At 67.2% G+C, this 11,561-nt stretch carries 12 protein-coding genes; 9 read left to right on the forward strand and 3 right to left on the reverse strand.

What is annotated here, in order from left to right; translation table 11 throughout:
- Positions 1-70 precede the first annotated feature (70 nt).
- Both M8009_RS05425 and M8009_RS05430 read left to right on the forward strand, forming a co-directional pair.
- The gene (locus M8009_RS05425) at positions 71-319 is read left to right on the forward strand and encodes a sulfurtransferase TusA family protein (RefSeq protein ID WP_250059741.1); all 249 of its coding nucleotides are present in this window, start codon (positions 71-73) and stop codon (positions 317-319) included.
- Positions 316-1,416 carry an AI-2E family transporter gene (locus tag M8009_RS05430; protein ID WP_250059743.1) on the forward strand — a complete coding sequence of 367 codons (1,101 nt, stop codon included), beginning with the start codon at positions 316-318 and terminating at the stop codon, positions 1,414-1,416. The genes M8009_RS05425 and M8009_RS05430 overlap by 4 nt, the downstream gene beginning before the upstream one ends.
- A gap of 61 nt (positions 1,417-1,477) precedes the next feature.
- On the opposite strand, the gene M8009_RS05435 is transcribed toward M8009_RS05430, so the two are convergent.
- Entirely contained in the window at positions 1,478-1,951 is a 474-nt protein-coding gene (locus M8009_RS05435; protein ID WP_250059744.1) for a peroxiredoxin, read from the reverse strand.
- Positions 1,952-2,132: 181 nt separating this feature from the next.
- On the opposite strand from M8009_RS05435, the gene dapA reads away from it, so the two are divergent.
- Genes dapA through purC form a run of 4 tightly spaced genes read left to right on the forward strand, consistent with a single transcriptional unit; the run spans position 2,133 to position 5,578 of the window.
- Positions 2,133-3,017, forward strand: coding sequence for a 4-hydroxy-tetrahydrodipicolinate synthase (gene dapA / locus M8009_RS05440; RefSeq protein WP_250059745.1), 885 nt, complete (start codon positions 2,133-2,135; stop codon positions 3,015-3,017).
- Between the two features lie 43 nt (positions 3,018-3,060).
- The gene (locus tag M8009_RS05445) at positions 3,061-4,029 is read left to right on the forward strand and encodes an outer membrane protein assembly factor BamC (protein WP_250059747.1); all 969 of its coding nucleotides are present in this window, start codon (positions 3,061-3,063) and stop codon (positions 4,027-4,029) included.
- Positions 4,029-4,823, forward strand: coding sequence for an MBL fold metallo-hydrolase (locus M8009_RS05450; RefSeq protein ID WP_250059757.1), 795 nt, complete (start codon positions 4,029-4,031; stop codon positions 4,821-4,823). Before M8009_RS05445 ends, M8009_RS05450 begins: the two co-directional genes overlap by 1 nt.
- 41 nt (positions 4,824-4,864) lie before the next feature.
- Complete coding sequence (gene purC, locus M8009_RS05455; protein WP_250059759.1) at positions 4,865-5,578, forward strand: phosphoribosylaminoimidazolesuccinocarboxamide synthase; 714 nt, start codon at positions 4,865-4,867, stop codon at positions 5,576-5,578.
- A gap of 42 nt (positions 5,579-5,620) precedes the next feature.
- Here the strand turns inward: purC and tsaA are convergent, their stop codons facing one another.
- Positions 5,621-6,376: a tRNA (N6-threonylcarbamoyladenosine(37)-N6)-methyltransferase TrmO gene (tsaA, locus tag M8009_RS05460; RefSeq protein ID WP_250059761.1), complete on the reverse strand. Its 756-nt coding sequence runs from the start codon at positions 6,374-6,376 to the stop codon at positions 5,621-5,623.
- A gap of 93 nt (positions 6,377-6,469) precedes the next feature.
- Here tsaA and M8009_RS05465 point away from each other — a divergent pair, with 93 nt between their 5' ends.
- Entirely contained in the window at positions 6,470-7,027 is a 558-nt protein-coding gene (locus M8009_RS05465) for a GNAT family N-acetyltransferase (protein ID WP_250059763.1), read from the forward strand.
- A gap of 8 nt (positions 7,028-7,035) precedes the next feature.
- Here M8009_RS05465 and nadC read toward each other — a convergent pair whose 3' ends face one another.
- The gene (nadC, locus tag M8009_RS05470) at positions 7,036-7,887 is read right to left on the reverse strand and encodes a carboxylating nicotinate-nucleotide diphosphorylase (protein ID WP_250059765.1); all 852 of its coding nucleotides are present in this window, start codon (positions 7,885-7,887) and stop codon (positions 7,036-7,038) included.
- 77 nt (positions 7,888-7,964) lie between these two features.
- Between nadC and ampD the strand changes: the two genes are divergently transcribed.
- Together ampD and aceE are read left to right on the forward strand one after the other, a co-directional pair.
- Complete coding sequence (gene ampD, locus M8009_RS05475) at positions 7,965-8,540, forward strand: 1,6-anhydro-N-acetylmuramyl-L-alanine amidase AmpD (protein WP_250059766.1); 576 nt, start codon at positions 7,965-7,967, stop codon at positions 8,538-8,540.
- Positions 8,541-8,864: 324 nt separating this feature from the next.
- Positions 8,865-11,537, forward strand: coding sequence for a pyruvate dehydrogenase (acetyl-transferring), homodimeric type (gene aceE, locus M8009_RS05480; RefSeq protein ID WP_250059767.1), 2,673 nt, complete (start codon positions 8,865-8,867; stop codon positions 11,535-11,537).
- Positions 11,538-11,561: the final 24 nt, after the last annotated feature.

Consider the following 11,561-nt stretch of genomic DNA (forward strand, 5'->3'; position numbering starts at 1 on the left):
CTTTAAATCGCAGGGGCTTGCGTGCGGTCCCACGGGCGGCACATCCTGTTCTATCTTCCCGGGAGACACCATGGCGCTGCAACCCGATGACCTGCTCGATGCCCGCGGTCTTCCCTGCCCCCTGCCGCTGCTCAAGGCCAAGCAGGCGCTGTCGCGCCTCGCGCCCGGCCAGCTGCTGGAGGTCATGGCCACCGATGCGGGCTCCTGGCGCGACTTCGAGACCTTCGTGGCCCAGAGCGCCCACGAGATGCCGGCCAGGGAAGAGCGCGGTGACGTCTACCACTACTGGGTCCGCAAGGGCGGGGAGCCGGCTCCATGACGCTGAGGTCGGTCTTCAGGAGCTGGATCGAGCACTACTTCTCCGACGAGGAGGCGGTGATCCTGCTAGTGGTGCTGGTGCTGGGCTTCGCCGCGGTGATCCTGTTCGGGCGCATGCTGGCGCCCTTTCTCATCGCCCTGGTGGTCGCCTTCCTGCTGCAGGGGCCGGTAAGCTGGATGGAGCGGCGCAGGATGCCGCGCCTGCTGGCGGTGTTCGTGGTGTTCCTGGCCTTCATCGGGGTACTGCTGGCGCTGGCCTTCATCCTGATGCCGCTGATCTGGAATCAGCTGGTGGGGCTGGTCCAGGAGGCGCCGCGCATGTTTGCCAGCGGCCAGCAGCTGCTGGATGAACTCCAGGAGCGCTATCCCAACCTGGTCACCCCCGACCAGATGCAGAACTGGATCGACGTGGCCGGCCGCGAGATGACCCAACTCGGCCAGCGCGCCCTGACCCTGTCGCTGGCCTCGTTGGGCAACGTTCTGACGTTGATCGTCTACCTGATCCTGGTACCGATCCTGGTGTTCTTCATGCTCAAGGACCGCGACCGCCTGGTGGGCTTCACCACCTCGCTGCTGCCCCAGCGGCGCGAGCTGATGACCCGCATCTGGGAAGAGATGGACGACCAGATCGCCAACTACGTGCGTGGCAAGTTCATCGAGATCATCATCGTCGGCACCGCGGCCTTCTTCACCTTCACCTACTTCAGACTCCCCTACACGGCGCTGCTTTCAGTGGTGGTCGGCGTGTCGGTGCTGGTGCCCTATATCGGGGCGGCGGTGACCACCCTGCCGGTGGCGGCGGTGGCCGGCTTCCACTTCGGCCTGACGGACGAGTTCCTCTATGTGCTGGTCGCCTACGGCGTACTGCAGGCGCTGGACGGCAACGTCCTGTCGCCGATCCTGTTCTCCGAGGCGGTCAACATCCATCCGGTGTCGATCATCCTGGCGATCCTCTTCTTCGGCGGGATCTGGGGCTTCTGGGGGGTCTTCTTCGCCATCCCCCTGGCGACCCTGCTCAAGGCGCTGGTCTACGCCTGGCCGCGGGGCATCAAGCAGCGCCACCGGCAGGAGTCGGCCGAGACGCCCGCCGAGCCGTGAGCGTCCCGGAGCGCGGGCGGAGGTGCTCGCGCGATGGTGGGGAGCCCGGCGATCAGAGAGATCAGCCGGCGTGCAGGGCCTGGGCGGCCTCCAGTACTTCCTGGGCATGGCCCTTGACCTTGACGCCGCGCCACTCGCGGACGAGCTTGCCGTCGGCGTCGATCAGGAAGGTACTGCGCTCGATCCCCAGGTGCTCCTTTCCGTAGAGCTTCTTGAGCTTGATGACGTCGAACAGCCGGCAGAGCGCCTCATCCTTGTCGGAGATCAACGCGAAGTTGAAGCCCTGCTTGGCCTTGAAGTTCTCCTGGGCGCGGATGCCGTCCCGGGAGATGCCAAGGATGACGGTATCGGCGGCGTCGAAGGCCTCCTTGCGATCGCGGAAGTCGCCACCCTCGGTAGTGCACCCGGGGGTGCTGGCCTTGGGGTAGAAGTAGACCACCACCTGCTTGCCCTTCAGGTCGGAGAGGGTGACGGCGGTGTCGCCGGTGGCAGTGGCGGTGAAGTCCGGAACGGGCTCGCCGGGGCTGACGCTCATGGTCGTGCTCCTGTCGTGGATGAAGGAAGGAGTCCCGATTACACGCAACCCGTGGCGAACTGTAAAGTCGCGGCTGTACAGGCTCCCGAGGCCTGAGTACCATTTGGCCCCTGGCACCGGGGCAGGTCCCGGGGCGTTGCCCGAGACCGCGAATGCAGGCGAATCGAGAGGAATCGAGAGGATGATCACTGGCAGTATCGTCGCGCTGGCGACGCCGATGAAGGTCAACGGCGATATCGACTGGGAGGCCCTGCGCCGCCTGGTGCACTTTCATCTCGACAATGGCACCGATGCGATCGTCGCGGCCGGCACTACCGGCGAGCCGACCACCATGTCGTTCGCCGAGCATTTCGATGTCATCCGCACCGTGGTGGAGGAGGTGAACGGACGCGTTCCGGTGATCGCCGGCACCGGCTCCAACAATACCACCGAGGCGGTGGAGCTGGCCCGCTACGCCAGCGAGGTCGGGGCGGATTGCTGCCTGACCGTGGCGCCCTACTACAACAAGCCCACCCAGGAAGGGCTCTACCGGCACTTCAAGGCCATCGCCGAGAGCAGCGACCTGCCGGTGATCCTCTACAACGTTCCGGGACGCACCTGCTCGGACATCTACAACGAGACCGTGCTGCGCCTGGCCGAGGTCGACAGGATCATCGGGCTCAAGGACGCCACCGGCAACCTGGAGCGCGCCGAGGACCTGATCGCGCGCCTCGAGGGCAGCGGCTTCATGCTCTATTCCGGGGATGACGCCACCGCCTGCGACTTCATGCTGATGGGGGGCCATGGCGACATCTCGGTGACGGCCAACGTGGCGCCGCGGGCCATGCACGAGCTGTGCAGTGCCGCCGTGGCCGGAGATGCCGACCGGGCCCACCAGATCAACACCCGGCTGATGCCGCTGCACACCAACCTGGGGATCGAGTCCAACCCGATCCCGGTCAAGTGGGCGCTGTACCGCATGGGCCACATCGAGCCCGGCATCCGGCTGCCGCTGACCTGGCTCTCCGAGAAGTATCACTCCACCGTCAGCGAGGCCCTGCAGCTGGCGGGGCTGATCGACGATTGAGCGGTGTCCGACACCGCACCACAACTCTAGGCAAGGTGGACGCATGAACTCTGCGCTGAAATGGATGCCGCTGGTGGCGGTCATCGCCCTGGCCACGGCCGGCTGTGCCCGTGATGGCTTCTATCATGATCGCAACCTCGACTACGACGAGGCCGAGGAGAATGCGCCCCTGGTGCTGCCGGATGGCCGCGATGCCGACCGCTACCGGGATGCCATGCCGGTCCCCGAGGTGAGCGGCACGCGGCCCGCCGAGGATGGCGTGGTCGAGGCACCGCTCCCCCAGGCCCTGTCGCCCGGGCGCGCCAGGGAACGAGGCTATGTCGAGCGTCGCGCGATCGGTGACGAGCGCTGGCTGGTGGTCGGAGCGGCACCGGCAACGGTGTGGCCGGAGCTCGAGCGCTTCGTGCAGAGCCGCGGCCTGACCGTGACCGCCAGCGACTCGCGCCGCGGTATCCTGGAGACCGACCAGGCCAGGCTCAGCGTCCGCCAGGGGTTGCGCAGCGGCGACAGCGAGATACGCTGCGAGCAGGGCGGCGCCCCCCAGGCAGCCTGTCTGACGGCGCTGGAGCGCCACTTCGAGGCATTCAGCGCCTCGTCGAGCGCCGCCTCGCTGACCGCGCAGCGCCCCGTTGCCCAGGATCGTGCCCGATTCGAGCAGCGCGGTGACGACTGGCAGGTCATCCTGCCCTTCGCGACGGACCGTCTGTGGGCCGAGCTCAGCCATCAGCTGGAGCTCGATTTCTCGGTCGAGGGCCGCCGCGAGCTGCTTGAGCGCGACCCCGCCTCGCGCAGCTTCCTGGTGGACTACCTGACCCGCAGTGAGCGCGAGCGGGGCCTGCTGCGCTCGATGGCGACCCTCAACCTGGGCGAGTCGCCCCGCCAGGTGCGCCTGGTGATGGAGTCTCGTGGCCCTGAGGAGACCGTGCTCAAGGCCCAGAGCGCCGGCGAGGAAGCGCTCTCCACCGAGGACCAGCGCGAGCTGCTCGAGCGGGTGGCGGGCCTGTTGCGCTGATGAGCAACACGGTGCCGGGCGGGAGCGGATGCCTCTCCTTCGCCTCCCTGGGCAGCGGCAGCAAGGGCAACGCCACCCTGGTCAGCGACGGCGAGACGCACCTGCTGGTCGACTGCGGCTTCACCCTGCGCGAGACCGAACGCCGTCTGGCTGGCCTGGGGCTGCATCCCCGCCAGCTCGATGCCCTGCTGGTGACCCACGAGCATGGTGACCATGTGCGGGGTGTCGGCCCCCTGGCCCGCCGTCACGGGATGCCGGTCTACCTGACGCCGGGCACCTGGCTGTCGGGCCGGCTCGGCGAGCTGCCACGCTGCCACTGGATCACTCCCCAGGCCCGATTCGCGGTCAAGGGGCTGACCATCGACCCGGTCACCGTGCCCCATGACGCCCGGGAGCCGGTGCAGTTTCGCATCACTGCCGGCGAACGGCGCCTCGGCCTGCTTACCGACCTGGGGCATCCCAGCGTGCATGTGGTCGAGGCCTTCGCCGGCTGCGACGGCCTGGTGCTGGAGTGCAACCACGACCCGCGGATGCTCGCCGAGGGCCCCTATCCCGCCAGCCTCAAGCGACGGGTCGGCGGCGACTGGGGGCACCTGGCCAACGGCCAGGCGGCCTGGCTGCTGCAACGGCTGGGGCTCGACCGCCTGCAGCACATCGTCTGTTCGCACCTCTCGGAACACAACAACCGCCCCGAGCTGGCCCTGGCGGCCCTGGTGCCGCTGCTCGACGGCGATGAATCCCGGCTGAGGGTCGCCGCCCAGGACCCTGGCCTGGCCTGGCAGACCCTCGGCTGAACGACCATCCTGACTCGTATCCGTGCCTCTGGAGGCTCCCTATGGAAAAGCGCCAAGAACTCTATGCCGGCAAGGCCAAGTCGGTCCATGCCACCGATGACCCCGATCGCCTGATCCTGACCTTCCGCGACGACACCAGCGCCTTCGACGGCGAGCGCATGGAGTCGCTGGCCCGCAAGGGCATGGTCAACAACCGCTTCAATGCCTTCATCATGGAGAAGTTGCAGGAGGCTGGTATCCCCACCCATTTCGACCGGCGCCTCTCCGACACCGAGAGCCTGGTGAAGAACCTCGAGATGATCCCGGTGGAGTGCGTGGTGCGCAACATCGCCGCCGGCGGCCTGGTCAAGCGCCTCGGCGTGGAGGAGGGCCAGGCCCTCGAGCCCCCCACCTTCGAGCTGTTCCTCAAGAACGATGCCCTGCACGATCCTATGATCAACGAGTCGCTGGCCGAGACCTTCGGCTGGGCGACCCCCGAGCAGCTGGCCGAGATGAAGGCGCTCACCTTCCGCGTCAACGAGGTGCTCAAGCAACTCTTTGCCGAGGGAGGCCTGCTGCTGGTGGACTACAAGCTGGAGTTCGGCCTGTTCAAGGGCGAGATCGTGCTGGGCGACGAGTTCTCCCCGGACGGCTGTCGCCTGTGGGACGCCGAGACCCGCGAGAAGCTCGACAAGGACCGCTTCCGCCAGGGGCTGGGCGGCGTGATCGAGGCCTACGAGGAGGTGGGCCGACGCATCGGCATCGACTTCGACTGAGGCCGTTCGCACGATGCGAGAAGGGCCCCGCGGGGCCCTTTGTCATGTCCGGCCCTGGGCCGGGACGACCTCGACCACCCTCAGGGTGGTGGGGCCGGCCTGCGCCTGGAGCGCCTGGAAGCGCACGTCCACGTCGCGCAGCCTGACCCCGTAGATACGCGCCTCGGCGCCGCGGCGGTAGGCGGGGCGCGGGTCCTGGGCCAGCACCTGGCGGATCAGTTCACGCAGCGAGTCGCCGTCGGGGCGCCCGTCCAGCACGGCCTCGGCCTCGGGCGAGAGGCTGACCACCAGGGTCGGCGGTGGCTCGGGGGCGAAACCGGCGCGGGCCTCCGGGCGAGACTCTGCCCAGGGCAGGTAGGGCTTGATGTCGAGCACCGGGGTGCCGTCGACCATGTCGGCGCCGCGAAGCCCCAGGCGCACCCCGTGGGCGGTGTCGATCTCGACCAGCTCCACCAGCGACAGCCCCAGGCGGTTGGGGCGGTGGGTACTGCGGCTGGCGAAGACTCCCACCTTGGCGTTGCCGCCCAGGCGAGGCGGGCGCACCAGCGGCGTCCAGCGTGCAGGGCCGGCCTGTTCGGGGCTGAGATGGAAGATGAAGGTCAGCCAGAGGTGGCTGAAGGCCGAAAGGCCTCTCACCGCCAGCGGGTCGTCGAAGGGCGGGACCAGCACCAGTGACGCCCGGGCCGCCGTTGCCAGGCCCGGCTGGCGCGGGATGCCGAACTTGTCCGGGAAGTCGCTCTCGATGATGCCGATGGGCGTCAGATGGAAGGCCTCGGACGGGGCGGGGCGGTCGTTCATGGCATATCCTGAAGGTGTCCACCCGCAGGGCTTGGCCCTGCGGCGTGGCTTGGGTAGTCTGCTGGGCTGGTCATCATCTCAGGAAGGTCTCGCATGCGTCTTGCCGATATCGACACCGGCACCGAGCCGGCCGAACCGCCTCCCACCGGGCGTTGTCGTGGGCCGCGAATCGTCTATCGCACGGCCCGGGCCCGCGACGCCGCCGACCAGGCCGAGGTCTTCCACCACGCCGTGATGCAGGGCGCGGCGGGGCACTACTCGCTGGCCGAGCGACAGGCCTGGGCGATGGTCCTGCCTCGGGATGGCAGTGCCTGGGCGGCGCGCCAGGCGCTCTACACCACCCTGGTCGCCGACTGCGAGGGCCGCTGCGTGGGATTCCTGGAGCTGGACATGCCCCGCGGGCGGATCGAGACCCTCTATGTCTGGCCGTCGCTGGGCCGGCGCGGGATCGGCTCGACCCTGCTGGTGCATGCCGAGCGACTGCTTCTCGAGCAGGGCGTGTCCCGGGCCGCCATCGAGGCCAGCGCCATGCTGGTCGATGGCCTGGTGCACCGCGGCTGGCAGCCGCTGGGTGATGACTGGGTCGAGCGTGGCGGCGAGCGCCTCTACCGCCAGCGGCTCGAGAAGCGGCTGGTCGCCGTCGAGACCTGAGGGGCCGCTCAGGCCTCCTGCTCGATGATGCGCATCGACAGGTCGATGGCCCTGACATCCTTGGTCAAGGCGCCGCTCGAGATGCAATCCACGCCGGTCTCGGCGATGTCGCGCAGGGTGCCCTCGTCGACGTTGCCCGAGGCCTCCAGGGTGGCGCGCCCAGCGGTGCGACGCACCGCCTCGCGCATGTCGTCGAGGCTGAAGTTGTCGAGCATGATCACGTCGGCCTCGGCGGCGAGCGCCAGGTCCAACTCCTCGAAGGTCTCCACCTCCACCTCCACCGGTAGGTCGCGGGCGATGCTGCGGGCTTCGCGCACGGCGGCCGCGATGCCGCCGCAGGCCGCGATGTGGTTCTCCTTGATCAGGAAGGCGTCAAAGAGGCCGATGCGGTGGTTGTGACCGCCGCCGCAGGTCACCGCGTACTTCTGGGCGAGCCTCAGCCCGGGCAGCGTCTTGCGGGTGTCCAGCATGCGTACGCCGGTCCCCTCGAGCAGGTCCGCGAAGTGGCGGGTGCGGGTCGCCGTGGCGGAGAGGGTCTGCAGCAGGTTGAGCGCGGCCCGCTCCCCGGTGAGCAGGCTGCGCGCGGGGCCCTCAAGCTCGAGGAAGGCCTGGCCGGGGGCGAGGCGGTCGCCGTCGGCGGCCTGCCAGTGCAGGGCGACCCGGGCATCGAGGCGCCGGAACAGCTCGTCGACCCAGGCCACGCCGCACAGGACCGCCGCCTCGCGGGTGATCACCCGGGCCCTGGCCATCTGCTTCTCGGGCACCAGCTGGGCGGTGATGTCACCGGGGCCGACGTCCTCGGCCAGCAGCCGGGCGGCACTGTCACGGATCTCTTCGGCAAGGGCGTCCTGATAATGCATGGCGGGTCCATCTCTGTGCGGGGAGGCTTGAGGCGGTCATTATAGGGAAACCCATGCATCAACGTCAGGGAAAAACCATGTGTATCGACGACGGCTGGCTGCCGGGAGCCCGGCACCTGCCCTCGCCCAACCAGGATGCACGTCCGGCCGGGGAGGTCTCGCTGCTGCTGCTGCACTCCATCAGCCTGCCGCCCGGGTCCTTCGGCGGAGAGCATATCGAGCGGCTTTTCACCAACCGGCTCGACCCCGAGGCACACCCCTTCTTCGCGTCCATTGCCGACCTGCGCGTCTCGGCCCACCTGCTGATCCGCCGCGACGGGGAGTGCGTGCAGTTCGTGCCCTTCCAGGCGCGGGCCTGGCATGCCGGTCGCTCGCGGTGGCGAGACGGTGGGCGCGAGCGAGAGGCGCTGAACGACTTCGCCCTGGGCATCGAGCTGGAGGGGGACGAGGTCAGCCCCTACACCGGCGCCCAGTACCGGGCCCTCGCGGCCGTCACCCTTGCCTTGCTGGCGGCCTACCCGGCCCTCGACGAGACGCGCATCACCAGCCATGCCCGGGTGGCCCCGCTGCGCAAGAGCGACCCGGGCCCCGCCTTCGACTGGGCCTACTTTCGCCAGGAGATGGAAAGAATACGTTCCCGAGGGTGCCAGTGAGGCCTTGTCGATCAAGCATGAATGGCACGCTTGCTTCATACGGTAGTTTAGCTACAACTTCCTGAGAGGGGGCGGATTCGACGTTGCGGGGGTACGTAATCCCCTGTGTTGCGGTGCAATATGGGTTATGTGGAAACTATTTCCATTTTATCTTGAATTGGCAGGGCCGGGCGTTTACGGTATCTTCGCGCCAACGGCAACCGCACATCACGCCACCTTGTAAAACAACTACAGGCCTGACGCGTTCGGTCTGCACGTCCGAACATGAGCGCCACTCGCCCCTCTTCGGGGCTGTAGTCCCCACCGTCATTCGGAGAGACGTCTATGAGTCTGGAATCAAGAGAAGATCTCGATCCGGTCGAAACCACGGAATGGCTGGATTCCCTGGAGTCGGTCCTGGATCGCGAGGGCGAGGATCGTGCCCGGTACCTGATGACGCGCCTGGCCGACCGTGTGCGTCGCGATGGCATGCAGGTGCCCTTCTCGGTGACCACCCCGCATCGCAATTCCATCCCGGTGCATCGCGAGGCGCCGATGCCGGGCGATCTCTTCATGGAGCGGCGGATTCGTTCGCTGGTGCGTTACAACGCCATTGCTCAGGTGATTCGCAACAATCGTGCGAACCCGGGGCTGGGTGGCCATATCGCCAGCTTCATGTCGGCGGCAACGCTCTACGATGTGGGCTTCAACCATTTCTTCCGTGCGCCGAACGGCGACTTCGAGGGCGACCTGGTCTACATCCAGGGCCATGTGGCGCCGGGCGTCTATGCTCGCTCCTACCTGCTTGGCCGCCTCAGCGAAGAGCAGATGGACAAATTCCGTCAGGAGGTGGATGGCGATGGCCTCTCGTCCTACCCGCATCCCTGGCTGATGCCGGACTTCTGGCAGTTCCCCACGGTGTCCATGGGCCTCGGGCCGATTCAGGCCATCTACCAGGCCCACGTCATGAAGTACCTCGATGCGCGCGGGCTCAAGGCGATGCACGATCGCAAGATCTGGTGCTTCATGGGCGACGGCGAGTGCGACGAGCCGGAATCCCTGGGCGCCATCCACCTGGCCAGCCGCGAGAATCTCGACAACCTGATCTTCGTCATCAACTGCAACCTGCAGCGTCTGGACGGTCCGGTCCGCGGCAATGGCCGCATCATGGATGAACTCGAAGGGGTGTTCCGCGGCGCCGGCTGGAACGTTCTCAAGGTTGTCTGGGGCCGCCTCTGGGACCCGCTCTTCGAGAAGGACAAGAAGGGCATCCTGCAGAAGCGCATGGACGAGGCGGTCGACGGCGAGTACCAGAACTACAAGGCCAACGGCGGCGCCTACACCCGGGAGCACTTCTTCGGCAAGTACCCGGAGACGGCCGAGATGGTCAAGGACATGTCCGACGAGGACGTGTGGAAGCTCAACCGTGGCGGCCATGACCCCTTCAAGGTGTATGCGGCCTATCACGAGGCGACCCGGAACGCCAATGGCCGGCCCACCGTGATCCTGGCGCACACCGTCAAGGGCTATGGCATGGGTAGCGGTGACGGTGAGGCCGCCAACGAGGCCCACCAGGTCAAGACCATGGAGTACGAGGCACTCAAGACATTCCGCGATCGTTTCGGCATTCCATTGAACGACGAGCAGCTCAAGGAAGTGCCGTACTACAAGCCCGAGGATGACTCCCCGGAGCTCAAGTACATGCACCTGCAGCGTGAGCGTCTGGGCGGCTACGTGCCGAGCCGGCGAAGCGACTTCGAGGCCCTGGAGATCCCCTCGCTGGATGACAAGATCTTCGCCTCGCAGACCGGCGGCTCCAAGGGGCGCGAGGTCTCCACCACGATGGCCTTCGTGCGTGTGCTGAACGGTCTGGTCAAGCACAAGCAGCTCGGCGAGCGCGTGGTGCCGATCATTCCCGATGAGGCGCGCACCTTCGGCATGGAGGGCATGTTCCGCCAACTCGGCATCTACACTTCCGAGGGGCAGAAGTACGAGCCGGTCGACAAGGGCCAGATCATGTTCTATCGCGAGGATCAGAAGGGCCAGATCCTCGAGGAGGGCATCACCGAGGCGGGCGCCATGTCGGCGTGGATCGCTGCGGCGACCTCTTACTCCAACAACAACATCACGCTGCTGCCGTTCTATGTCTACTACTCGATGTTCGGCTTCCAGCGTATCGGTGACCTGGCCTGGTCGGCTGGCGACATGCAGGCCCGCGGCTTCCTGGTCGGTGGCACTGCTGGACGGACCACGCTCAATGGCGAAGGTCTCCAGCACCAGGATGGACACTCACATATCCTGGCCTCGACCATTCCCAACTGCCGCAGCTACGATCCGACCTATGCCCACGAGGTGGCGGTGATTGTCCAGGACGGCCTGAAGCGCATGTTCGCCGACAAGGAGAACTGCTTCTACTACCTGACGGTGATGAACGAGAACTACGAACACCCGGCCCTCGAGGAAGTCCCTGCCGCGGACATCATCAAGGGCATGTATCTGCTGCGCGAGACCTCGGGCGACAAGGGTCGCGTTCAGCTGATGGGTTCGGGCACCATCCTGCGCGAGGTCGAGGCCGCCGCCGAGATGCTCGTCGAGGAGTGGGGCGTGGGCGCCGACATCTGGAGCGTCACCAGCTTCAACGAACTGCGCCGCGAGGCCCTGGAGATCGACCGCCAGGCGTTCATCAACCCCGAGGTCGAGCCGGGCAAGCCCCACGTCACGGCCTGCCTGGAAGGCCGCAAAGGCCCGGCGATCGCCGCCACCGACTACATGAAGTTGTTCGCCGACCAGGTCCGCGCCTGGGTGCCGACCGACTACCATGTACTGGGGACCGACGGCTTCGGCCGCTCCGATACCCGCGAGAAGCTGCGCGCCTTCTTCGAGGTCGACCGCCGCTACGTGACCGTGGCCGCGCTCAAGGCACTGGCCGACCGTGGCGAGCTGGATCGCAAGGTCGTCGGCGAGGCGCTCAAGAAGTACGGCATCGACCCGGCCAAGCCCAACCCGCTTGAGGTGTGAGGCGCCGACCGACTGATCCGGTGG

This window comes from Halomonas gemina, from assembly GCF_023554995.1.
Classification (GTDB): domain Bacteria; phylum Pseudomonadota; class Gammaproteobacteria; order Pseudomonadales; family Halomonadaceae; genus Halomonas; species Halomonas gemina.

Coding starts and splice junctions, on each gene's coding strand:
- M8009_RS05425 (WP_250059741.1), top strand. CDS start 71: ATGGCGCTGCAACCCGATGACCTGCTCGATGCCCGCGGTCTTCCCTGC.
- M8009_RS05430 (WP_250059743.1), top strand. CDS start 316: ATGACGCTGAGGTCGGTCTTCAGGAGCTGGATCGAGCACTACTTCTCC.
- M8009_RS05435 (WP_250059744.1), bottom strand. CDS start 1,951: ATGAGCGTCAGCCCCGGCGAGCCCGTTCCGGACTTCACCGCCACTGCC.
- dapA (WP_250059745.1), top strand. CDS start 2,133: ATGATCACTGGCAGTATCGTCGCGCTGGCGACGCCGATGAAGGTCAAC.
- M8009_RS05445 (WP_250059747.1), top strand. CDS start 3,061: ATGAACTCTGCGCTGAAATGGATGCCGCTGGTGGCGGTCATCGCCCTG.
- M8009_RS05450 (WP_250059757.1), top strand. CDS start 4,029: ATGAGCAACACGGTGCCGGGCGGGAGCGGATGCCTCTCCTTCGCCTCC.
- purC (WP_250059759.1), top strand. CDS start 4,865: ATGGAAAAGCGCCAAGAACTCTATGCCGGCAAGGCCAAGTCGGTCCAT.
- tsaA (WP_250059761.1), bottom strand. CDS start 6,376: ATGAACGACCGCCCCGCCCCGTCCGAGGCCTTCCATCTGACGCCCATC.
- M8009_RS05465 (WP_250059763.1), top strand. CDS start 6,470: ATGCGTCTTGCCGATATCGACACCGGCACCGAGCCGGCCGAACCGCCT.
- nadC (WP_250059765.1), bottom strand. CDS start 7,887: ATGCATTATCAGGACGCCCTTGCCGAAGAGATCCGTGACAGTGCCGCC.
- ampD (WP_250059766.1), top strand. CDS start 7,965: ATGTGTATCGACGACGGCTGGCTGCCGGGAGCCCGGCACCTGCCCTCG.
- aceE (WP_250059767.1), top strand. CDS start 8,865: ATGAGTCTGGAATCAAGAGAAGATCTCGATCCGGTCGAAACCACGGAA.